The 21,689-nt window shown below is 36.1% G+C and carries 21 protein-coding genes and 5 tRNA genes; 18 read left to right on the top strand and 8 right to left on the bottom strand.

The features are described from left to right. Nucleotides 1-31: 31 nt before the first annotated feature. From RP262_RS09605 to rlmH, 7 genes are all read right to left on the bottom strand, one after another. A tRNA-Asn gene (locus RP262_RS09605) sits at nt 32-105 on the bottom strand. 5 nt (nt 106-110) lie between these two features. Beyond that, nucleotides 111-182: transfer RNA gene (locus tag RP262_RS09600), tRNA-Glu, on the bottom strand. A gap of 45 nt (nt 183-227) precedes the next feature. Beyond that, nucleotides 228-992 (bottom strand): competence system response regulator transcription factor ComE, encoded by a 765-nt coding sequence (gene comE, locus RP262_RS09595; RefSeq protein WP_311154999.1) that lies wholly within the window; start codon nt 990-992, stop codon nt 228-230. Between the two features lie 5 nt (nt 993-997). Next, nucleotides 998-2,332, bottom strand: coding sequence for a competence system sensor histidine kinase ComD (comD, locus tag RP262_RS09590; protein WP_311154998.1), 1,335 nt, complete (start codon nt 2,330-2,332; stop codon nt 998-1,000). 28 nt (nt 2,333-2,360) lie between these two features. Next, a complete protein-coding gene (locus tag RP262_RS09585; RefSeq protein WP_311154997.1) occupies nt 2,361-2,468 on the bottom strand; it encodes a competence protein in 108 nt (35 codons plus the stop codon). 180 nt (nt 2,469-2,648) lie between these two features. After that, nucleotides 2,649-2,722: transfer RNA gene (locus tag RP262_RS09580), tRNA-Arg, on the bottom strand. Nucleotides 2,723-2,764: 42 nt separating this feature from the next. Continuing rightward, nucleotides 2,765-3,244 carry a 23S rRNA (pseudouridine(1915)-N(3))-methyltransferase RlmH gene (rlmH, locus tag RP262_RS09575; protein WP_311154996.1) on the bottom strand — a complete coding sequence of 160 codons (480 nt, stop codon included), beginning with the start codon at nt 3,242-3,244 and terminating at the stop codon, nt 2,765-2,767. Between the two features lie 203 nt (nt 3,245-3,447). Here rlmH and RP262_RS09570 point away from each other — a divergent pair, with 203 nt between their 5' ends. From RP262_RS09570 to RP262_RS09550, 5 genes are all read left to right on the top strand, one after another. Further along, complete coding sequence (locus tag RP262_RS09570) at nt 3,448-4,620, top strand: trypsin-like peptidase domain-containing protein (protein WP_311154995.1); 1,173 nt, start codon at nt 3,448-3,450, stop codon at nt 4,618-4,620. Between the two features lie 63 nt (nt 4,621-4,683). Then, nucleotides 4,684-5,445: a ParB/RepB/Spo0J family partition protein gene (locus RP262_RS09565; protein ID WP_311154994.1), complete on the top strand. Its 762-nt coding sequence runs from the start codon at nt 4,684-4,686 to the stop codon at nt 5,443-5,445. A gap of 213 nt (nt 5,446-5,658) precedes the next feature. After that, nucleotides 5,659-7,011, top strand: coding sequence for a chromosomal replication initiator protein DnaA (gene dnaA, locus RP262_RS09560; RefSeq protein WP_009659520.1), 1,353 nt, complete (start codon nt 5,659-5,661; stop codon nt 7,009-7,011). A 158-nt stretch (nt 7,012-7,169) separates the two neighbouring features. Then, complete coding sequence (gene dnaN, locus RP262_RS09555; RefSeq protein WP_268682479.1) at nt 7,170-8,306, top strand: DNA polymerase III subunit beta; 1,137 nt, start codon at nt 7,170-7,172, stop codon at nt 8,304-8,306. A 127-nt stretch (nt 8,307-8,433) separates the two neighbouring features. After that, the gene (locus RP262_RS09550) at nt 8,434-8,628 is read left to right on the top strand and encodes a DUF951 domain-containing protein (protein ID WP_002894296.1); all 195 of its coding nucleotides are present in this window, start codon (nt 8,434-8,436) and stop codon (nt 8,626-8,628) included. A 119-nt stretch (nt 8,629-8,747) separates the two neighbouring features. Here the strand turns inward: RP262_RS09550 and RP262_RS09545 are convergent, their stop codons facing one another. Continuing rightward, nucleotides 8,748-9,239, bottom strand: coding sequence for a DUF1307 domain-containing protein (locus RP262_RS09545; RefSeq protein ID WP_009659537.1), 492 nt, complete (start codon nt 9,237-9,239; stop codon nt 8,748-8,750). A 166-nt stretch (nt 9,240-9,405) separates the two neighbouring features. On the opposite strand from RP262_RS09545, the gene ychF reads away from it, so the two are divergent. The 13 genes from ychF to RP262_RS09480 all read left to right on the top strand — a co-directional run bounded on the left by ychF (nt 9,406) and on the right by RP262_RS09480 (nt 21,558). Beyond that, complete coding sequence (ychF, locus tag RP262_RS09540) at nt 9,406-10,521, top strand: redox-regulated ATPase YchF (protein ID WP_268682489.1); 1,116 nt, start codon at nt 9,406-9,408, stop codon at nt 10,519-10,521. 73 nt (nt 10,522-10,594) lie between these two features. After that, entirely contained in the window at nt 10,595-11,164 is a 570-nt protein-coding gene (pth, locus tag RP262_RS09535; RefSeq protein WP_268682480.1) for an aminoacyl-tRNA hydrolase, read from the top strand. After that, entirely contained in the window at nt 11,157-14,660 is a 3,504-nt protein-coding gene (gene mfd / locus RP262_RS09530) for a transcription-repair coupling factor (RefSeq protein ID WP_311154993.1), read from the top strand. Before pth ends, mfd begins: the two co-directional genes overlap by 8 nt. A 90-nt stretch (nt 14,661-14,750) precedes the next feature. Beyond that, nucleotides 14,751-15,017 (top strand): RNA-binding S4 domain-containing protein, encoded by a 267-nt coding sequence (locus tag RP262_RS09525; RefSeq protein WP_002894302.1) that lies wholly within the window; start codon nt 14,751-14,753, stop codon nt 15,015-15,017. Continuing rightward, nucleotides 15,010-15,378, top strand: a complete 369-nt coding sequence (locus RP262_RS09520) for a septum formation initiator family protein (protein WP_002899511.1) — start codon at nt 15,010-15,012, stop codon at nt 15,376-15,378. The genes RP262_RS09525 and RP262_RS09520 overlap by 8 nt, the downstream gene beginning before the upstream one ends. A 2-nt stretch (nt 15,379-15,380) precedes the next feature. Then, nucleotides 15,381-15,509, top strand: a complete 129-nt coding sequence (locus RP262_RS09515; protein WP_002916259.1) for an SP_0009 family protein — start codon at nt 15,381-15,383, stop codon at nt 15,507-15,509. Continuing rightward, on the top strand, nt 15,502-16,785 hold the full coding sequence (locus tag RP262_RS09510; RefSeq protein WP_311154992.1) for a serine hydrolase: 1,284 nt from the start codon (nt 15,502-15,504) through the stop codon (nt 16,783-16,785). The genes RP262_RS09515 and RP262_RS09510 overlap by 8 nt, the downstream gene beginning before the upstream one ends. Continuing rightward, complete coding sequence (gene tilS / locus RP262_RS09505) at nt 16,782-18,059, top strand: tRNA lysidine(34) synthetase TilS (RefSeq protein ID WP_311154991.1); 1,278 nt, start codon at nt 16,782-16,784, stop codon at nt 18,057-18,059. Before RP262_RS09510 ends, tilS begins: the two co-directional genes overlap by 4 nt. A 4-nt stretch (nt 18,060-18,063) precedes the next feature. Next, the gene (hpt, locus tag RP262_RS09500) at nt 18,064-18,606 is read left to right on the top strand and encodes a hypoxanthine phosphoribosyltransferase (protein WP_032908267.1); all 543 of its coding nucleotides are present in this window, start codon (nt 18,064-18,066) and stop codon (nt 18,604-18,606) included. A 17-nt stretch (nt 18,607-18,623) separates the two neighbouring features. Continuing rightward, nucleotides 18,624-20,603, top strand: a complete 1,980-nt coding sequence (gene ftsH, locus RP262_RS09495) for an ATP-dependent zinc metalloprotease FtsH (protein WP_293835302.1) — start codon at nt 18,624-18,626, stop codon at nt 20,601-20,603. A 105-nt stretch (nt 20,604-20,708) separates the two neighbouring features. Continuing rightward, nucleotides 20,709-20,780, top strand: a tRNA-Glu gene (locus tag RP262_RS09490). Nucleotides 20,781-20,785: 5 nt separating this feature from the next. Then, nucleotides 20,786-20,859 (top strand) — tRNA-Asn (locus RP262_RS09485). A gap of 213 nt (nt 20,860-21,072) precedes the next feature. After that, entirely contained in the window at nt 21,073-21,558 is a 486-nt protein-coding gene (locus RP262_RS09480) for a sigma-70 family RNA polymerase sigma factor (RefSeq protein WP_002894314.1), read from the top strand. Nucleotides 21,559-21,689 lie beyond the last annotated feature (131 nt).

Below are 21,689 nucleotides of genomic sequence, written 5' to 3'. Positions count from 1 at the left end.
ATAAAAAAACACTCACTAGGAGTGTCTCTAGCTCCGGCAGTAGGACTCGAACCTACGACATCATGATTAACAGTCATGCGCTACTACCAACTGAGCTATGGCGGATTATATAGTCCGTACGGGATTCGAACCCGTGTTACCGCCGTGAAAAGGCGGTGTCTTAACCCCTTGACCAACGGACCATATGGTATGCTCTCTTTCAGAACATATTCCATTATATCAGGTTTTTAAGCTTTGTCAACTCTTTTCCCTTTATTTTCGAAAATATCTTTCAGATACTTCACTCTTAAACGAGTGACCGGACAGCGATGATTTTCGTAAAAAATAATTTCTCTATTTTTCTTGTCATAATCAACAATGTTGCCAATATTAACCAGATAAGATTTATGTGGTGAAAAAAATCGTTTAGATTGCTGATCTTTTTCTTGAATATCTGTTATCGTTCCATAAAACTCCTTGAGAAAATTTTTACCGACAATCCGAAGTTTATGAGAGCTCCCTGTCGTTTCGATATACAAAATATCGTTATAAGGCATTCGAACATCATTGCCACGATAACTATATTCAAAATAATCTACCATATTAGTATTTTCAATTAGTGTACTCTTAGTGTAAAGAATACTGTCTTTGATTCTATTTTTAAAAGCATCATTGTTGATATCTTTATCAATAAAATCAAGTGCTGATACTTTATATTTAAAAGTCATAATAGCAAATTCAGATTTTGAGGTTACAAAAACTATAATGGCATAAGGATTATGATGACGGATAAATTGAGCTACTTCCAGCCCCTTTGTTTCCTCCCCCTTAATGTCAATATCCAAAAAATAAAGCTGGTTAACGTCTCCATTTTCAATATATTTTTTGAATTCTTTGATTTTTCCTGTAACCTGAACCTGGATGTCAATTCCAAGTTCCTCAGCAATTTCTGCTAATGTCGTTTCCATCCTGACTTGATGAGATACGGTATCCTCTAAAACTAACACTTTCATAAATTCTATCTCCTAATTGTTAAAATCTGTGTAAAATTGCTTGGCTCAATTTGTGTATCAAGGGTGATAAATTCATACCTATCTAAAATTTCCTTGATGTTATTCAATCCGTAGCCTCTATTTTCTCCTTTAGTTGAAAATTCCGGCTGATAGAGTTCTTCCAAATCCAATTTTCCTTCTTTACGAGAATTTTGAACAACAAAAATGGTTCTATCATTCAGTTGAACCAGAGAAACATGGACAATTTTTTCCAGGCTGTCAATGGCACTCTCAATAGCATTATTTAATAAAATACTAGCAATTCTCACAAGATCTAACAACTTGATTGGAAGGCGTTCCACTTTATCCTTAACTTCAAAAGTCAGCTGAATCTGATGTTCACGCGCTTGAAAGATTGTCTCAGTCATGACACTTCTTAAAGCTGAATCTCCTACATTATTCAAATCAAAAACTGTATATTTATCTGAACGCAGGTTCAAATTTGCATCAGCCAAGACCTCTTGATAAATGTGCTCAATTTCCTTGATATCTCCAGTTTGAATAGCCACTTGCATACTCGTCAACATGCTAGCATAATCATGACGAAATCCTTTGATTTCATAGTACAATCTCACAATTTCATCAGTATATTCCTGAAGTCGAAGCTGTTCAGATTCTTTTTGACGCAAACGCTCTTCTTTCTCGTATTTCTCACGGCTGTCCTTGAATGTCACCAAGGTAGAAAGAAAGGCCAAGAAACAAATAGTAGCAATCATACTGCTAAAACTGTTGAAATGCTTTATATTACTAATCCAGTGAGAGAGATTTAAAATCAGCCAATTCATTGCATATAAACTACTAATCATCAGAATCTGAGATTTAAAGAAACTTCTTTTAAGATAATCTATTCTGAAATCAAAAATATCAATAACCTTTACCATAAAGAACAAGGATATTAAGTTGATACATGTCAGAAACAAGCCCATGTACTGAGCTACAAAATCATCTCCTAAAACAGATGAAATAATAACTGAAAAGAAAGTAGTAGAACTATCAATTGACAGACATAAAAAGAAGGAAAGTAAGAAAGATTGATATTTTTTAATTTTTTCAACTCTACAAAAATACCAAACTATAAATAGAGGGAGAAAAAATGACAGCGTATAAGATGGAAATGTGATTTCAAATGAAAACACATGCCCTAAAAAAGCAATTATAAACGGAATTATAATCTCAAGACCAAAGCAAACAGCTACAAAAAAGCGAGTATGCTTAATTTTAGTGATTTTTGATAAAATCACTAAAAATGCAGTTACATTAATAAAAGGATGAATAATTAATCCGATTATTTCAAGTGACATAAATTTCTCCCCTAAACTTTTAAAATTCTTATCTTCCAAAAATCCAATCCCATGGATTTGGAACACCTCTTAAATCCCAAAAGGTTTGAACAAGTGAATTGCTATTTGCAGCAATTTGAAAAGAATAGATTTTCATAACTATCTCCTATCTTTTTATCTTGTAAGTCACCTTACATTTATCATTATAGAAAAATAGAAAGAGTTAGTGACAATTTTCCCTGAAATGTCATTTTTTATCCCCAAAATGACATTATACCAAAAAAATAGAAGAAAAAAACACGAAATATTGTAAAATACTTCGCATTTTTTACCTTTCTGATCTCAGCAGGATTCGAACCTGCGACCGTTCGCTTAGAAGGCGAATGCTCTATCCAGCTGAGCTATGAGACCAATACCATCTCATTCTATCAGAAAATAGGGTTGCCGTCAAGATTACTTATGATAAGGACTCCCCTGCTGAATCATAAAAGCTCGATAGATCTGCTCTATTAAAACAAGGCGCATCAGTTGATGAGGTAGCGTTAATTTGCCAAAACTCATCAGAAGATTTGCCCGTTTTTTTACTGTAGGAGATAAACCTAAACTTCCTCCGATAACAAAAGTGATATCAGAAAAACCACGCACTGTAGTATCCATCATGAGCTTACTAAACTTTTCTGACGGAAATTGCTTTCCTTCAATTGCCAAAGCGATAACAAATTCACGCTCATTGATTTTAGCCAGAATTTTATTTCCTTCTTTTTCAAGAATCTGCTGATTTTCTAAATCACTAGCTTTATCAGGTGTTTTTTCATCCGCTAACTCAACAATTTCCACCTTGCAGAATCGATTGAGACGCTTCATGTATTCAGCAATTCCATCCTTTAAATATTTTTCTTTCAGTTTTCCAACTGTTACAAGTTTTATTTTCATAAGTTTATTCTATCATATTCATCTATACTTCACACTTTATTAACAAGTAAAATTTATCTGGGAATTGGCTAATCTGTGTATTTTCTAATGCCTATCAACAGTTTTTCTAAGTTTTCCACAAGGTGTGGAAAACTTAGAGGATTTAAGTTATAATTAAGTTTGTCTAAATATAATTTCATCAATTGTAATTCAAGGAGGAAAACATGAAAAACTCTTCAAATGCCATTAAAAAGGCTTTATTGCTTTTTGCAGTATTAATTGTAGGTTTTATCGGCGGAAGTTTAGGAAATTATGTTACTACATTATTAACTTCACGTGTAAAAATGAATGGAAATTCAACAACCAGTGTAACTACTTCATATAAAAACTCTACTGACATTTCAGAAGCTGTGAAAAAGGTTCAAAATGCCGTTGTTTCAGTAATTACTTATGCTGAAGCTTCCAGCAGCGTTATCAACGATGAATCTTCCAACGATGAATCACAAATCTCCAGTGAAGGTTCTGGCGTAATTTATAAAAAAGACGGAAAATCAGCCTATCTGGTAACCAACACCCACGTTCTTAACGGATCAACCAATGTAGATATCTTGTTAGCTGATGGAAACAAGGTTCCAGGTGAAGTAGTTGGATCAGATGTTTATTCAGATATCTCTGTTGTTAAAATTAGCTCTGAAAAAGTAACTGATGTCGCAGAATTTGGAGATTCTGGTTCTCTGACAGTTGGTGAGACAGCTATCGCTATCGGAAGTCCTCTTGGAACAGAATACGCTAACTCTGTCACACAAGGAATTATTTCTAGTTTAGGCAGAAACGTTACGTTACAATCTGAAAATGGAGAAAATATTTCAACAACTGCACTACAAACAGATGCTGCAATTAATCCTGGTAACTCTGGCGGCCCATTGATTAACATCCAAGGACAAGTTATTGGGATTACTTCAAGTAAAATTTCAACAAATGGTCAAACCTCTGTTGAAGGGATGGGATTTGCGATTCCATCTAATGATGTCGTAAATATTATCAATCAACTTGAGAAAAATGGAACAGTCACACGTCCTGCTTTAGGAATTCAAATGATGGATTTATCTAATCTGACAACTTCTGATTTTTCTAAATTAAATCTTCCTGCTTCAGTGAAATCAGGTATTCTTGTTCGCTCTGTTCAGCAAGGAATGCCTGCTGATGGCAAGCTTCAAAAAAATGATATCATTACAAAAGTAGATAATACAGATGTGGAATCCACTAGTGACCTTCAGTCTGCTCTCTACAAGCACAGCATTGGAGATGAGGTAGAGATTACTTATTATCGAGATGGTAAATCTCAAACAGTCAAAATCAAACTCACTAAATCAACAAAAGAGCTAAGCTCAAATTAACTTATTTACAAGATTGTCAACACACCTTTACACAATCGTAAAGGTGTGTTATTCTATATACAAATGGAAAACTTTCAATATATTGCACTTAAAGACATTCGAACCAATCCTTATCAGCCTCGTAAACAATTTTCACAAAAAAAGATTGAAGAATTAGCAGCATCAATCAAAGAAAATGGTCTCATTCAGCCAATCATTCTTCGGAAATCTTCACTTTTTGGTTATGAAATTTTAGCAGGAGAACGGAGATTTAGAGCTGCCTCTTTTCTTGGCCTAGAAACGATCCCAGCTGTCGTCAAAGAATTATCTGATGATGACATGCTGAAACAAGCCATTATCGAAAATCTTCAAAGAGAAGACTTGAATCCTATAGAAGAGGCTGAGTCTTATCAAAATTTGATTGACAAAGGCTTGACACATGATGAAATTGCTAAAATCATGGGAAAATCTAGACCCTATATCAGCAATATTGTCAGACTTTTACAGCTGGCTAAAGAAGTTCGTCAAGCTATCAAGGAAGAAGAGATTTCTCAAGGACATGCTCGCCTACTGGTCCCCTTAAAAGAAGAAGAACAGTTACTATGGCTGGAAAAGATCTGTCAAGAAGATTTATCGGTTCGAGCAGTTGAAAAGCTTCTCCAGCAAAAAAAGAGTCTCAAAAAGAAACCTAACAAGGAACTGTTCGCTAAATCTGAAGAGGAAAAAATTAAAAAAATTCTCGGTCTGGAAGTTTCTATTCAGTTAAAAAGCCAAAGTAAAGGAAAGCTGATTATTCCTTTTGAAAGCGAAGAAGAATATCAAAGAATTATAAACAGTTTTAAATAAAACTGTTATTTTCTTTTTTAAAAATAACAAGATTATCCACTGTTAAATCAATTAGGAAGCCTATTAGAATAAGAAATTATAGCTTTATTCACATTCTGTGGATAACTTCAGCTAACAATGTGAATTCTTTTCTAGTTCTTGTGGAAAACTTTGAACCTTTATGATAAAATAAGATGCGTATGAATCAGAAAATTATAGAAAAGGAGGGAAGTTATGACCAAAGAACAGGACTTTTGGAATCGTATTTTAGAATTGGCTCATGCTCAGCTAAAACAGACAACTTATGATTTCTTTGTTGCTGAAGCCAAGCTTGTCAAAGTTGAAGAAAAACAAGCTGTTATTTTCCTGGATAGTCCGGTGAAACAACTATTTTGGGAGCAAAACTTAGTAGGAGTTATTCTTACTGCAGGATTTGAAATTTTCAATGATCAGATTGCTGGAAAATATATTTTTGAAGAAGAAACTAACACTGAAACTCCGAAATCTGCAGTAACCAGTCCTCAAATCAGCACTGTTCAGCCAAGCTTGCCACCTATTGATACTGGCTTAAAGTCAAAATATACCTTTGATAATTTTGTTCAGGGAGACGGAAATATCTGGGCTAAAGCCGCTGCCTTGGCGGTATCTGAGAATCTAGCCACAACCTATAATCCTCTTTTTATCTATGGAGGCCCTGGCTTGGGCAAAACTCATTTATTAAATGCTATTGGCAATCAAATTTTAGAAAATATTCCAGATGCGCGTGTCAAGTATATACCAGCTGAAACCTTTATTAACGACTTCCTCGAACATTTAAGATTGGGAGAGATGGATAGCTTTAAAAAAATCTATCGTAGTCTAGATCTTCTGCTGATTGATGACATTCAATCTTTGGGAGGAAAAAAAGTTTCAACTCAGGAAGAATTTTTCAACACTTTCAATGCTCTTCACGGAGAAAATAAACAGATTGTTTTAACCAGCGACCGCAGTCCTGATCATCTGGACAATTTGGAAGAACGCTTAGTGACACGTTTTAAATGGGGATTAACTCAGAATATTACACCGCCAGATTTTGAAACACGAATTGCAATTCTGCGAAACAAAATAGAAGATTTGGATTATATTTTCCCGAATGATACCTTAGAATACCTTGCAGGACAGTTCGACTCCAATGTCCGCGACTTAGAAGGTGCTTTGAATGACATCAGTCTCATCGCTAGAGTTCGTCATCTGAAAGAAATTACTATTGATATCGCCGCGGAAGCTATTCGAGCACGCAAGCAGGATTCAAGCCAGGTAACAGTTATCCCGATTGATAAGATTCAGTCTGAAGTTGGGAAATTCTATGGTGTTAGTGTCAAAGAGATGAAAGGCAGCCGTCGAGTACAAAATATCGTTTTAGCTAGACAGGTAGCTATGTATCTGACTCGTGAGCTGACTGACAACAGTCTGCCTAAAATTGGTCGTGAATTTGGCGGAAAAGATCATACGACCGTTATCCATGCACATGGAAAAATCAAAACTATGATTGAATCAGACGACAATTTGCGTTTAGAAATTGAAAGCATCAAGAATAAAATTAAATAGCGTGTGGAAAACTACAGAATTTTTTCAAAACTTATCCACACTTTGTGAACAAGTCTCAAAACTTGTTAGAATAAGGACGAAGCTATTTTTCCACATAATTCACATAAACTACTATTACTATTAATCTTATAATCATAAATAAATAAAAAGGAGATCCCATGATTCATTTTTCTATTAATAAAAATCTCTTCTTACAAGCGTTAAATACCACTAAAAGGGCTATCAGTCATAAAAATGCAATTCCTATTCTTTCTACTGTAAAAATCGATGTTACCCAAGAAGGAATCACCTTAATCGGCTCCAATGGCCAAGTGTCGATTGAAAACTTTATTTCTACTCAAAATGAAAATGCAGGCTTGCTTGTCAACTCAACCGGTTCAATTTTATTAGAAGCGACTTTCTTTATCAATGTTGTTTCCAGTCTGCCAGATATTATTTTGGATTTTAAAGAAATTGAACAAAAACAAATCGTCTTGACTAGCGGCAAATCAGAGATTACCCTGAAAGGAAAAGACGCTGACCAGTATCCACGAATCCAGGAAATTTCTGCCAGCAATCCCTTGGTTCTTGAAACAAAAATTCTTAAAGATGTCATTAACGAAACAGCCTTTGCAGCCAGTGTTCAGGAAAGCCGTCCAATTTTAACTGGTGTTCACTTTGTTTTGACAGATAACCGTTCTTTGAAAACAGTTGCAACAGACTCCCACAGAATGAGTCAAAAGAAAATCACTCTGGAAAAAAATGGAGATAATTTCGACGTAGTTATTCCAAGTCGTTCTTTACGGGAATTTACGGCTGTTTTTACCGATGAAATTGAAACGGTAGAGGTTTTCTTTGCTAATAATCAAATTCTTTTCAGAAGCGAAAATATCAGCTTCTACACCCGTCTCTTGGAAGGAAATTATCCAGATACAGATCGTCTGATTCCAACTGAATTTACGAGTGTCCTTACTTTTAATACTTCTGATTTGCGTGCAGCTATGGAACGCGCTCGTCTCTTGTCTAATGCCACACAGAATGGAACAGTTAAATTGGAGATTGCAGACGGCATTGTCAGTGCCCATGTAAATTCACCAGAGGTCGGCCGTGTTAACGAAGAAATTGATACAGAAAGTGTAACTGGCGAAGATTTGACCATTAGCTTTAATCCAACTTATTTGATTGATGCTTTGAAGGCTATTGACAGTGAAAAAGTAACGATTAGTTTTATCTCATCCGTTCGTCCTTTCACCTTGGTACCGAGTGAAGACACAGAAAACTTTATTCAGCTGATTACACCTGTTAGAACTAATTAAGATGAAAAGCAGTGGGCAAAGTTACAGATTTTTAATTCTTGGTCCTAAGCTCTTTTCATTTACAAAGTATGATAGATGCTTAATATTTCTTCCTGGACAATGATAGTTCTTTGAAAGGAGAAAGAAAATGTATGAAATTGGTCATTTTGTAGAAATGAAAAAGCCACATGCCTGCACCATTAAAGCGACTGGGAAAAAGGCGAATCGCTGGGAAATCACAAGGGTTGGTGCAGATATCAAAATCCGTTGCACCAATTGTGAACATCTTGTGATGATGAGTCGTCACGATTTTGAAAGAAAAATGAAGAAAATAATTGATTAGACGAAAACTCATCGTAAATGCTATTGTGGAAAACTAAGTTGCATTGCTGAAGATCAGATTTAGATTTAATTTTTCAATCAAAAATGGATAAGACTTTTTAAGTCCTATCCATTTTGCTTTTATTTAAGTTCTTCAAATTTACCGTCTTTAACTTCTTTATAGCCTTTTTTCTCAAGTATTTTAGCGCTTTCTTTATAACTTATGTAACTTAATTTTTGATTACTTGATATTTGAAGAAGATGTTTTCTTTGTAGCTCTTCAATGTCAGCTTTTCTAAAATCAATTGTAATTTTTTCGGTCAAATATTCATCTTTGTAATCAATTTCATGAGTCAACCCTTTGACATCTTTGATAGATTTAGCGTAGGCTTCTGTCTGCTCTTTAGCCGTGTCTTTTGTCAAGCCAATTGGTTCATAGTAGAAAGTATTGTTTATTTGTTGTATAAGAAGTTCATCATTTTTGTATTCATAGGTGATGCGACTATTTTTCTTAGTATTTTGGTCAATCAGTTGGAAATAAGCTTTTTTAGGACTGTTACAGGCAGTTAAAATAAACAAAGTAGTAAACGCAAGGAAGGAAAGAAAAAGTGTTTTAGAAGTATTCTTTTTCATGTGGAACTCCTTTAGTAAGAATAATAGCTATATTATATCATTTTTATCTTCAGTTTATTTTACACTTCTGTAAAGAAAGCTAGAAAAAATAACTAAAATCCGCTGTTTAGGATAAGGATTTATGGTATAATGGTTTGGATTGAAAAGATGAATGGAGAAGATAAGAATGGCTTTGACAGCAGGAATCGTTGGTTTACCCAATGTTGGTAAGTCAACTTTATTTAATGCAATTACAAAAGCAGGTGCAGAAGCAGCTAATTACCCTTTTGCGACAATTGATCCAAATGTCGGGCGGGTAGAAGTTCCGGATGCTCGTTTGGATAAATTAACAGAACTCATCAAACCACAGAAGAAAGTTCCAACAACCTTCGAATTTACTGATATTGCTGGAATTGTGAAAGGTGCTTCAAAAGGAGAAGGACTAGGAAATAAATTCTTGGCCAATATCCGTGAAGTAGATGCTATCGTCCACGTAGTACGTGCCTTTGATGATGAAAATGTCATGCGGGAACAGGGCCGTGAGTCTGAATTTGTAGATCCAATGGCTGATATTGAGACCATTAATCTAGAATTGATTTTAGCAGACTTAGAAAGTATTAACAAACGCTATACACGTGTAGAGAAGATGGCTCGTACTCAAAAAGATAAGGATTCAGTAGCAGAATTTAATGTTTTACAGAAAATTAAGCCTGTCCTAGAAGATGGTCTATCAGCTCGTACAATTGAATTCACAGAAGAAGAGCAAAAAATTGTCAAAGGGCTCTTTCTCTTAACGACTAAGCCAGTTCTATATGTAGCCAATGTCAGTGAAGATGAGGTGGCTGATCCAGATAATATTGACTATGTGAAACAGATTCGTGAATTTGCAACTACAGAAAATGCTGAAGTTGTTGTCATTTCAGCGCGTGCAGAGGAAGAAATTTCTGAATTGGACGATGAGGATAAGTCAGAATTTCTGGAAGCTATCGGCTTGACAGAATCAGGTGTGGATAAACTGACCAGAGCAGCTTATCATCTGTTGGGACTTGGAACCTACTTTACAGCTGGTGAAAAAGAAGTGCGTGCCTGGACCTTTAAGCGTGGAATGAAAGCTCCTCAAGCAGCTGGCATTATTCACTCAGACTTTGAAAAAGGCTTTATTCGAGCAGTGACTATGTCTTATGATGACTTAGTGTACTATGGCAGCGAAAAAGCAGTTAAAGAAGCTGGACGTTTGCGCGAAGAAGGAAAAGAATATATCGTTCAGGATGGCGATATTATGGAATTTAGATTTAATGTGTAAAGTATTTGTAAAGTCTAAAAATTCTAGGTTGGAAATTTTTTTCCAGCCCTTTTGGCTTTTATAAAGGAGAAAAATGGTAAAGTTAATAGTCGGTCTGGGAAATCCAGGAGAAAAATATATTGAAACCAAACATAATGTTGGTTTTATGCTAGTTGACAAGATCTGTAAAGATCTTGATTTAAAATTTACAGCTGATAAAATCTTTCAAGCAGATATTGCTTCTACTTTTCTGAATGGTGAAAAAGTCTATTTTGTCAAACCAACTACATTTATGAATGAGAGCGGAAAGGCCGTTCAAGCTTTACTGGCATACTATGGTTTAGATATAGAGGATTTATTGGTCATCTATGATGATTTGGATATGGAAGTTGGTAAAATTCGTTTGCGCAGCAAGGGTTCAGCTGGCGGCCATAACGGCATTAAATCTATTATCAAACATATTGGAAGTCAAGAATTTAAACGGATAAAGATAGGTATTGGACGTCCTAAAGAAGGTGTGACAGTGGTTCACCATGTTATAGGAAAATTCGATAAAGATGATTATATAACGATTCTGAATACTCTTGATAAGGTTGACAATGCTGTAAATTATTATTTACAGTCAGGCAATTTTGAACAAACAATGCAGAAATACAATGGATAATAAAATGAACCTGATTGACTTATTTTGTCAAAACCAGCAAATTTCAGATTGGAAGAAAAATCTCCATAAAAGCAGCAGACAGTTGATAATGGGATTGTCTGCATCAACAAAAGCGATTACTATAGTGGCTGGATTAGAAGAAGCGGATAAAATCCTTGCGCTGACTTCTAGTCAAAATGAAGCAGATCGTTTGGCTAGTGATTTGATTTCTTTGTTGGGAGAAGAGAAGGTCTATACTTTCTTAGCAGATGATACTCCTATAGCAGAATTTGTTTTTGCCTCACAGGAAAAAATATTTTCCAGATTAGATGCTCTGAACTTTTTAATAGATTATCAAAAGTCTGGAATTCTAGTTACTAATGTCGCAGCTAGCAAATTACTCTTGCCTAATCCAATTGATTTTAAAACAATCAACATAAATTTGACAGTTGGACAAGAATATGACCTAAATAATCTTGTAAAAATGTTGTTAAGATCAGGATACAAGAAGGTGTCTCAAGTTTTGAGTCAGGGAGAATATAGTCTAAGAGGAGATATCTTAGACATTTTTGAGCGCTCAGCAGAGTCTCCCTATCGACTGGAGTTTTTTGGCGATGAAATTGATGGTATTCGGATTTTCAATCCAGAAAATCAAACTTCAATTGAGAACATAGAAAGTATTTTAATTAAACCTGCTTCTGATATCCTGCTTTCTGAGAAAGATTATGCTCGAGGACGAGAAAATCTGGAAGCTATTTTAGAAAAAGCTGTTGATCCTGCTTTGAAATCTTACTTAGAAGAGTTACTAATCAGTGCCAAACAGGAGTTTCATCATGCGGATATTCGTAAATTCCTTTCTTATTTTTATCAGAAAGAATGGACTATTTTAGACTATTTGCCTGTTCATAGCCCTGTGTTTTTTGATGATTTTCAAAAAATTGTGGATCGACACGCTCAATTTGAACTGGAAACAGCTAGCTTATTGACAGATAATTTACAAAGTTGTAAAGCTTCATCAAGTCAGAAATATTTTGCAGATAAGTACCAAGATTATCGTCAATATAAACCAGCAACCTTCTTTTCAAGCTTTCAAAAAGGTTTGGGAAATCTGAAATTTGATACTTTGTATCAATTCAATCAGTACCCAATGCAAGAATTTTTCAGTCAGTTTCCCTTGCTCAAGGAAGAAATTAATCGTTATAAAAAATCTGGCTATACAATAATCTTACAAGCAAATTCTTCTGTAGGTTTACAAAGTTTACATAAAAATTTACAGGAATATGATATTCATTTAGACTATATAAAAGAGGCTGAGATTCACAAAAATGCAGTTCAGCTTATAGAAGGAAATCTTGTTCAGGGCTTTAATTTCGTAGATGAGAAAATTGTTCTTATTACAGAGTACGAAATTATTCATAAGAAAATAAAACGAAAAATCCGACGTCAGAATATCTCAAATGCTGAACGACTGAAAGATTATAATGAGCTAGAAAAAGGAGATTACGTTGTCCATAATATCCATGGAATAGGACGTTATCTGGGAATAGAAACGATTGAAATATCTGGTGTTCACCGTGATTATCTGACGATTCAATATCAAAATTCTGATCGTATTTCGATTCCAGTTGACCAGATTGATCTCCTATCAAAGTATGTTGCCAGCGATGGAAAAACACCTAAGGTAAATAAGCTAAATGACGGTCGTTTCCAGAAGAATAAGCAAAAAGTTCAGCATCAGGTTCAGGATATTGCGGATGATTTGATTAAATTATATGCTGAACGCAGCCAGCTAAAAGGCTTTGCTTTCTCAGTGGATGATTCCAATCAAGAGGAATTTGATAATGATTTTCCTTATGTTGAAACAGAGGATCAGCTAAGAAGTATTCAGGAAGTGAAGAAGGATATGGAAAGCAGTCGTCCGATGGATCGCCTCTTAGTTGGTGATGTAGGCTTTGGGAAAACAGAAGTAGCTATGCGGGCTGCTTTTAAGGCTGTCAATAATCATAAACAAGTAGCTGTATTAGTGCCAACAACGGTTTTAGCCCAGCAGCACTATACTAACTTTAAAGAACGCTTTAATGATTTTGCGGTCAATGTTGAGGTACTCAGCCGTTTCAGGAGTAAGGCAGAACAAAAACAGACTCTGGAGAAGCTGCAGAAGGGACAAGTTGACATTATCATTGGAACCCACCGACTCTTATCCAAAGATGTAGAATTTGCAGATTTAGGTTTAATAATCATTGATGAAGAGCAGCGTTTTGGAGTTAAGCACAAGGAAACATTAAAGGAATTGAAAAAGAAAGTTGATGTCCTAACCTTGACAGCAACTCCTATTCCTCGAACTCTGCATATGTCTATGCTGGGTATCCGCGATTTGTCAGTCATTGAGACCCCGCCAACCAATCGCTATCCTGTTCAGACTTATGTTTTAGAAAGCAATCCTACAGTGATTCGAGAAGCTGTCTTACGCGAAATAGACCGAGGTGGACAGGTTTACTACCTTTACAATAAGGTTGACACAATTGAACGGAAAGTTTCAGAGTTAAGAGAGTTAATCCCAGAAGCTTCTATAGGCTATGTTCATGGCCAAATGAGTGAGATTCGTTTAGAAAATACTTTACTGGATTTCATCAATGGAGAATATGATATTTTGGTGACCACTACCATTATTGAAACTGGAGTTGATATACCAAATGCCAATACTTTGTTTGTAGAAAATGCTGACCATATGGGGCTGTCAACCTTGTATCAACTTCGTGGACGGGTTGGCCGCAGCAATCGGATTGCTTATGCTTATCTAATGTACAGACCAGATAAAATTCTGACAGAAGTTTCTGAAAAGCGTCTAGAGGCCATTAAAGGATTTACAGAGTTAGGTTCTGGATTTAAGATTGCTATGCGAGATTTGTCTATTCGAGGGGCTGGCAATATTCTAGGAAGTATGCAATCTGGTTTTATTGATTCTGTTGGTTTTGAGATGTACTCACAGCTTCTAGAAGAAGCCATTGCTAAAAAGCAGGGCAGAGAAAACAAGCGTCAAAAAAGCAATGCAGAACTTAATCTGCAGATTGATGCCTATCTGCCTAGTGACTATATTTCTGATGAAAGACAGAAGATTGAAATTTACAAGAGAATTCGTGAGATTGACAGTCGTGTAAACTATGAAAATCTGCAAGATGAATTGATTGATCGCTTTGGGGAATACCCTGATGTTGTAGCATACTTACTGGAGATTGGACTTGCTAAGTCTTATTTAGATCAGGCTTTTGTAAAGTCAGTGGAACGCCAGCAGAATACAGTAATGATTCATTTTGAGAAAATTTCGCAGCAGCTTTATCTGACGCAGGACTATTTTGAAGCACTTTCGATGACGAATTTAAAGGCTCGAATTGGTGAAAAAAATGGCTTGATTGAAGTGATTTTTGATGTGAGGAACAAAAAAGATTATGAGATTTTAGAAGGTCTAGTTAATTTTGGAGAAAAGATGCTGGAAATTAAACAGCGCAAGGCAGAATAAAGGTTACAATTCAGTGAAGTTTGGTTTTTTAAGCTCTATTTTTCTCAAAAAATGGTAGAATAATAAATTAAGAGAAATTGAGGTAATAGGATGAGATTAGATAAATATTTGAAAGTGTCACGGATTATCAAGCGACGTCCAGTGGCTAAAGAAGTAGCTGACAAGGGCCGGATAAAAGTGAACGGTATCTTGGCTAAGAGCTCAACAGATTTAAAAGTGGATGACTTGGTTGAAGTACGCTTTGGTAATAAACTCTTGACTGTAAAGGTTCTGGAGATGAAAGATAGTACCAAAAAAGAAGATGCAGCTAAAATGTACGAAATCGTCAGTGAAACAAGGATAGAAGAAGATGCCTAAAAATATCGTCCAACTCAATAATCGTTTTATTCAAGATGAAAATCAACGCCGCAGATATGTGGATCAGGAACGGCGGAAACGCAACCGTTTTATGGGCTGGGTTCTGATTTTGGTGATCCTCTTATTTATTTTACCTACCTATAATTTGTACCAGAGTTATCAAACCTTGCTGCAGCGTCGTGAACAGTATTCTAAACTGCAGGAGAAATATCAGACGCTCAGCGAAGAAAAGGTCTATCAATCAGATATAGCAACAAAGTTAAAAGATGATAGCTATGCTGCTAAGTATGCACGCGCTAAATACTCTTTTTCAAAAGAGGGTGAGTACATTTATACTATCCCAGATTTATTGCCGCAGTAGTTATGGAAGATTTACTAAAAACAATTGAGCAGTTCTTGGCCTTTTCAGATGAGAAATTAGAAGAACTGTCTGAAAAAAATCAAGCTTTGAAACTTCAAGAAAATCAAAAGGAAAGGGGAAAACATGCGTAAGCTTTTGTTACTGATATTTTTGCTGCCAGCTTTATTTAGCAGTATCACAGTTATTAGTACCGAAAAAGATTTCGTATTAGACGAGGAAGAAAAATATCATTTTACAAGCACTACGTATGGACGCTATTATGATAGCATCCCGACAAATCCTAATGTTTATGAAGAAACTCCTACATTTACAGATTCTACTCTGGGGAAGACTGCTGGAAAGCTAGTTCCAGACCAGCCTATCCAGATAGCAGGATTTTATGTAAATGAAGAAGGAGTCCCGATTTTCAAGCTGAAAAATGGGCAGTTTGTGATAGCGGACAAAAACACAATTTACGAAGATACTGTCCAGTCAATCGAAGATATCCATCAAGAAATGTGGCTGAAACCCGGCTTTACTCTTTATGATAAAGCCAATATCAACGGAGCTAAAAAAATCAATACAACAGTAGCTCCATATACAAAAGTAAACATTATTCAAATTGTCCAGACAGTCAAAGGAATTTATGCCCAGATTGAAGGACAAGGCTGGGTTTCTATGGAATTTCTGGATGAAACTGATAATCGAATGGACAAGGTTCAAGAAATTCTGAGCAGTAAGTACAACAAGGCGGACTACTCTATCTATGTCAAACAGCTGGACACAGGCAAAGAAGCAGGTATCAATCAAGATCAAGAGATGTATTCGGCCAGTGTGACAAAACTGCCTTATCTTTACTATGTGCAGGAACAGCTGAATCAGAAAAAACTTTCGTTAGATCAGAAGTTCAAGTATATTGGAGCAGTTAATGATTTTGCTGGTGCTTACGAACCAGAAGGAAGTGGCAGTATTGCTAAGTCAGCTGATGACAAGGAATATTCAGTTCAGGATTTGATAAATCGAGTGGCCAAAGAATCAGATAATGTCGCCCACAATATTTTAGGCTATTATGCGACCAATCAATCTGATAAAAATTTTCAGCAGACGATCAACAAAATAGCTGGAAAGAAATGGGATGTGGAAGAAAGACAAGCATCTTCACGTATGGCTGGAAATGTTTTGGAAGCTATCTATGAGCAAAATGGCATGATTATCGATGCCTTGTCTCAGACAAATTATGATAATCAGCGGATTTCTAAAAATATTGATGCTAAAGTGGCTCATAAAATTGGCGACGCCTATGATTTTAAGCACGATGCAGCGATTGTCTATGCAGATTCCCCTTTTATCATTGTCATTTTTACTAATAATTCAAACTACGATAACATTTCTCAGATAGCAGACGATGTCTATGGAGTCCTGAAATGATTAAGCAAGAATTTCTTAAAAAAATGCAGGAGAAAAAGTATTTCCAAGACCATCGAAAAGTTTTAGTTGCTGTATCAGGTGGACTGGATTCTATGACACTGCTGCAGCTGTTGATTGATTCTCAAAAAGAACTGGCTATCGAGCTTGCGATTGCTCATGTCAATCACAAACAGCGGCCAGAATCAGATCAAGAAGAAAAGGCATTAGTAAAGATTGCGGAACAGCTTGGTGTAAAGATTTTTACATCAAGTTTTTCTGGTAATTTTTCAGAAAATGCTGCTCGGCAGTTTCGTTATGATTTTTTCGGGAAAGTGATGCAAGAGGAGCACTATACTGCTCTGGTAACTGCCCACCACGCAGATGATCAAGCTGAGACTGTTTTTATGCGGCTGCTTCGTGGAGCTAGACTTCGTCATCTGTCCGGCATGAAAGCTGTCCAGTCTTTTGCTTGCGGGGAACTGATTCGTCCTTTGCTTACTTTTCATAAGTCAGACTTTCCAGATATTCAGCATTTTGAAGATAGCAGTAATTTTCAAAATGACTATCTCAGAAATCGAATTCGTAATCTTTATCTGCCGAATCTAGAAAAAGAAAACCCACAATTTAAGGATTCTTTGCGGTATCTAGGAAAGGAAATTGAAGATTGGCATACCGCTTTGTCTCACTTGACCAAAGATTTAGATATAGAAAATGTCCAAGTCTTTCATCAGCAAATCCCTCAGGTTCAACGATTTCTATTGCAGAACTATCTTGAAAGCTTTCCTGGTCTGAATCTGAGCAAGCAGCAGTTTGAGGAAGTTTTAAACATCCTGCGGACTAAGGCTAATTATCAGCATACTTTGAAAAAAGACTATGAGCTTGTTAAAGATTACCAGCGTTTTGAAATTAGAAAAATCAGTCGTAAGCCCGATTTAAAAATGGATTCAATTTTGTTAGAATTTGAGAATCTGATTGAGTTTGGGCATTATCGATTTTCATTCGGGATTCCTTTGAGTGGTGAAAATATACAGAAAATTTTTGTTTCGCGTGAAACTTCTCTGACACTTCGCTTCCGAAAAGAGGGAGACAGTATTTTGCTGAATGGTCATCACAAGAAGCTTCGTCGTCTTTTTATTGATAAGAAAGTTTCCTTTGAAGAACGGAATTCATCTGTAATAGTTGAACAAAATCATCAAATTTTAGCGATCTTAAATATTGCTATCAGTGATTTGAGTAAGGCATTAAAAAGTGATATAATGAGTACTGTACTTTATATTCAGAAAATAGATGGGTAAAATTATGCTAGAACAAGATATCAAAAAAATATTGATTTCCCATGATGAAATCGTGGATGCTGCAAAAAAGCTTGGTCAGCAATTAACCAAAGACTACCAAGGTAAAAATCCAATTTTTGTTGGAATTTTAAAAGGTTCCGTGCCTTTTATGGCTGAGCTAATCAAGCATATTGACACACATATTGAGCTTGATTTTATGTTGGTCTCCAGCTACCATGGTGGTACTGCTAGCTCAGGTGTCATTAATGTTATTAAGGACATTGATCAAGACATCACAGGACGTGATATCCTATTTGTTGAGGATATTATTGATACTGGTCAGACTTTGAAAAATCTATGCAATTTGTTTAAGGAAAGAAATGCTGCATCAGTAAAAATTGCTACACTTTTGGATAAGCCAGAAGGCCGTGTTGTTGAAATTGATGCAGATTATACATGTTTCACAATTCCAAATGAATTTGTTGTTGGATATGGATTAGATTACAATGAAAACTATCGTAATATTCCATATATTGGTATTTTGAAAGAAGAAGTTTATACAAAATAAAGGTTTACTATTAATAGATGAAAAATAAGCAAAACAATGGTTTTATAAAAAATCCATTTCTCTATATTCTGATTATTGTTGTCCTAGTGACAGGGTTTCAGTATTTCTTCTCAGGAGATACTGGCGGTCGCAGTCAGCAAATCAATTACACAGAATTAGTGAAGGAAATTAAGGAAAATAATGTCACAGAGATGAGCTACCAGCCAAATGGCAGCGTCGTTGAGATTTCAGGTACTTACAAAACACCTCAGGAATCAAAAGAAGATACAGGGATTTTATTTTTCACTCCAAACATTTCTAAAGTAGAGAAATTCACAAGTATTATTTTACCGTCAGATATTACAATTTCTGATTTACAAAAATTAGCCTCTGAGCATAATACTGAAATCAGCATAAAGCGTGAAAGTTCAAGCGGAATGTGGATTACAATCCTTACTTCCATCGTTCCTTTTGTGATTGTCATCTTCTTCTTTATGTCCATGATGAATCAAGGTGGAGGCGGTGGTGCCCGCGGTGCCATGAATTTCGGCCGCAATAAGGCGCGTGCTGCTAACAAAGAAGATATTAAGGTTCGTTTTTCAGATGTAGCTGGTGCCGAAGAAGAAAAACAAGAGCTAGTAGAAGTTGTTGAGTTTTTGAAAGATCGGAAACGTTACACCAAACTAGGTGCTCGTATTCCTGCTGGTGTTCTTCTAGAAGGCCCTCCAGGAACTGGTAAAACCTTGCTTGCTAAGGCAGTTGCTGGAGAAGCAGGTGTTCCTTTCTTCAGTATCTCAGGTTCCGACTTTGTAGAAATGTTTGTTGGGGTCGGAGCAAGCCGGGTTCGTTCTTTGTTCGAAGATGCGAAAAAAGCAGCTCCTGCCATTATCTTCATCGATGAAATCGATGCAGTCGGTCGTCAGCGTGGTGTTGGCCTTGGCGGTGGTAACGATGAGCGGGAGCAAACCCTTAATCAGCTCTTGATTGAAATGGATGGTTTTGAAGGCAATGAAGGAATCATTATCATTGCGGCTACTAACCGTTCGGATGTATTGGATCCAGCCTTGCTGCGTGCTGGCCGTTTTGACAGAAAAGTGTTGGTCGGTCGTCCTGATGTTAAAGGTCGGGAAGCCATTCTTCGTGTTCATGCTAAGAATAAGCCGCTGGCTAAAAATGTTGATTTGAAACTAGTTGCTCAGCAGACACCAGGTTTTGTTGGTGCTGATTTGGAAAATGTTTTGAATGAAGCTGCTTTGGTTGCTGCTCGTCGTAACAAGAAAGTCATTGATGCAGATGATATTGATGAAGCAGAAGACCGGGTAATCGCAGGACCTTCTAAGAAAGATAAGATGGTGTCTGAACGCGATCGTCAAATGGTTGCTTATCATGAAGCTGGACATACTATTGTTGGTTTGGTATTGTCAAATGCGCGTGTCGTACATAAGGTAACTATCGTCCCTCGTGGACGTGCTGGTGGCTATATGATTGCCCTGCCTAAGGAAGACCAAATGCTTCTATCTAAAGAAGATATGAAAGAGCAATTAGCTGGTCTTATGGGTGGTCGTGTGGCTGAAGAAATTATATTTAATGTGCAGACAACGGGTGCTTCTAATGACTTTGAACAGGCAACTCAGATGGCCCGCAGTATGGTAACGGAATATGGAATGAGCGAAAAACTTGGTCCGGTTCAATACGAAGGAAACCATGCTATGTTTGGTGCAGCCAGTCCTCAAAAATCAATTTCAGAACAGACTGCATATGAGATTGACGAAGAAGTAAGAGAACTTCTTAATGAAGCACGTAACAAAGCTGCAGAGATTATTCAGTCCCATCGTGAAACTCATAAATTGATTGCTGAAGCGCTTCTTAAATATGAAACTTTGGATAGCAATCAGATTAAATCATTGTATGAAACTGGCAAAATGCCAGAAGAGTCTGAACTTGAATTAGACAAAGAAGCTCATGCACTTTCTTATGATGAAATTAAAACGAAAATGGAAGAAAAAAATTCCGAGTAGAAGAAGTTGGAGAAATTCCAACTTTTTTCTATTTTTCTGAAATAATTATTGACAAAGGAAGAAAAGCTGATATAATGGAATATGTTCTGCAGAAGGACAAGAAATGGTCCGTTGGTCAAGGGGTTAAGACACCGCCTTTTCACGGCGGTAACACGGGTTCGAATCCCGTACGGACTATATAATCCGCCATAGCTCAGTTGGTAGTAGCGCATGACTGTTAATCATGATGTCGTAGGTTCGAGTCCTACTGGCGGAGCTAGGTTTAAAAAATCAAATGTGTAAGCATTTGATTTTTTTCTTGCTTTTATACTTCGCACAATCCTCCCAAATGACTAAATATGTACCTGAAATGACTTAAAAACAGTTATTCGAGTCAGAAGAGCTCCTAAAAGATGCTTTTTAGAAGAAAAAGCCCACCTCGCTTTCTATTTACAGTAGAATTAAGCTAAGTAAAATTTAAGGAGGAACTATGGATTTTAGAACTACTTATGAGAAGGTGAAATGGATAGTTTGGAAGTGTAAGAAAGACTATTATATTCATTTGTGGGAACATAGTGATTGGGAGCAAGAAGGAATGTTGGTTTTATACGAACTTCTGCTTAAAGAAAAAGGAATTGAAAACGATGAGGAAAAACTCTATCGTTATTTCAAAACAAAATTCAGAAATCATATACATGATAAAATTCGTAAACAAGAAAGCCAAAAGCGAAAATTGGACCGCCAGCCTTATGAAGAAGTGAGTGAGATTGGACATCGTTTGAAATCAAAAGAATTGTTTCTGGATGAGTTAGTTGCCTTCAGAGAAGCGATTGACAATTATAAAAGAACTCTTGATGATGTTGGATTGGATAATTATCAGAGGTTGATGAGCAACGAGCGCTTTAAAGGAAGAAGAGCCATGCTTAAAGATTTAAAAAATCACTTAAAAGATTTTCAAGATAATACGATTTTGTAATGAACAAACTTGATGACTTTATTTCTGTTTTACTAGAACAGGTTAGAGCATCAAGTTTTTTATTAAATAAAAATCGAAAAAAATTAGAAAAAGGTATTGACAGGAGGTGTGGTTGGGTGATATACTAATAT

This window comes from uncultured Streptococcus sp., from assembly GCF_963456385.1.
In the GTDB taxonomy this organism is placed as follows: domain Bacteria; phylum Bacillota; class Bacilli; order Lactobacillales; family Streptococcaceae; genus Streptococcus.
Note: the sequence above shows the minus strand (reverse complement) of the source record. Positions and strands in the feature narration are given on the sequence as shown.

Excerpts from the sequence above, each read along its gene's own strand:
- dnaN (WP_268682479.1), top strand. The coding sequence starts at position 7,170 with ATGATTCATTTTTCTATTAATAAAAATCTCTTCTTACAAGCGTTAAAT.
- RP262_RS09585 (WP_311154997.1), bottom strand. The coding sequence starts at position 2,468 with ATGAAAATCTATTCTTTTCAAATTGCTGCAAATAGCAATTCACTTGTT.
- dnaA (WP_009659520.1), top strand. The coding sequence starts at position 5,659 with ATGACCAAAGAACAGGACTTTTGGAATCGTATTTTAGAATTGGCTCAT.
- RP262_RS09570 (WP_311154995.1), top strand. The coding sequence starts at position 3,448 with ATGAAAAACTCTTCAAATGCCATTAAAAAGGCTTTATTGCTTTTTGCA.
- RP262_RS09515 (WP_002916259.1), top strand. The coding sequence starts at position 15,381 with ATGGAAGATTTACTAAAAACAATTGAGCAGTTCTTGGCCTTTTCAGAT.
- RP262_RS09545 (WP_009659537.1), bottom strand. The coding sequence starts at position 9,239 with ATGAAAAAGAATACTTCTAAAACACTTTTTCTTTCCTTCCTTGCGTTT.
- comE (WP_311154999.1), bottom strand. The coding sequence starts at position 992 with ATGAAAGTGTTAGTTTTAGAGGATACCGTATCTCATCAAGTCAGGATG.
- ftsH (WP_293835302.1), top strand. The coding sequence starts at position 18,624 with ATGAAAAATAAGCAAAACAATGGTTTTATAAAAAATCCATTTCTCTAT.
- RP262_RS09525 (WP_002894302.1), top strand. The coding sequence starts at position 14,751 with ATGAGATTAGATAAATATTTGAAAGTGTCACGGATTATCAAGCGACGT.
- RP262_RS09550 (WP_002894296.1), top strand. The coding sequence starts at position 8,434 with ATGTATGAAATTGGTCATTTTGTAGAAATGAAAAAGCCACATGCCTGC.
- RP262_RS09510 (WP_311154992.1), top strand. The coding sequence starts at position 15,502 with ATGCGTAAGCTTTTGTTACTGATATTTTTGCTGCCAGCTTTATTTAGC.
- ychF (WP_268682489.1), top strand. The coding sequence starts at position 9,406 with ATGGCTTTGACAGCAGGAATCGTTGGTTTACCCAATGTTGGTAAGTCA.
- hpt (WP_032908267.1), top strand. The coding sequence starts at position 18,064 with ATGCTAGAACAAGATATCAAAAAAATATTGATTTCCCATGATGAAATC.
- RP262_RS09480 (WP_002894314.1), top strand. The coding sequence starts at position 21,073 with ATGGATTTTAGAACTACTTATGAGAAGGTGAAATGGATAGTTTGGAAG.
- pth (WP_268682480.1), top strand. The coding sequence starts at position 10,595 with ATGGTAAAGTTAATAGTCGGTCTGGGAAATCCAGGAGAAAAATATATT.
- RP262_RS09565 (WP_311154994.1), top strand. The coding sequence starts at position 4,684 with ATGGAAAACTTTCAATATATTGCACTTAAAGACATTCGAACCAATCCT.
- comD (WP_311154998.1), bottom strand. The coding sequence starts at position 2,332 with ATGTCACTTGAAATAATCGGATTAATTATTCATCCTTTTATTAATGTA.
- mfd (WP_311154993.1), top strand. The coding sequence starts at position 11,157 with ATGGATAATAAAATGAACCTGATTGACTTATTTTGTCAAAACCAGCAA.
- rlmH (WP_311154996.1), bottom strand. The coding sequence starts at position 3,244 with ATGAAAATAAAACTTGTAACAGTTGGAAAACTGAAAGAAAAATATTTA.
- RP262_RS09520 (WP_002899511.1), top strand. The coding sequence starts at position 15,010 with ATGCCTAAAAATATCGTCCAACTCAATAATCGTTTTATTCAAGATGAA.
- tilS (WP_311154991.1), top strand. The coding sequence starts at position 16,782 with ATGATTAAGCAAGAATTTCTTAAAAAAATGCAGGAGAAAAAGTATTTC.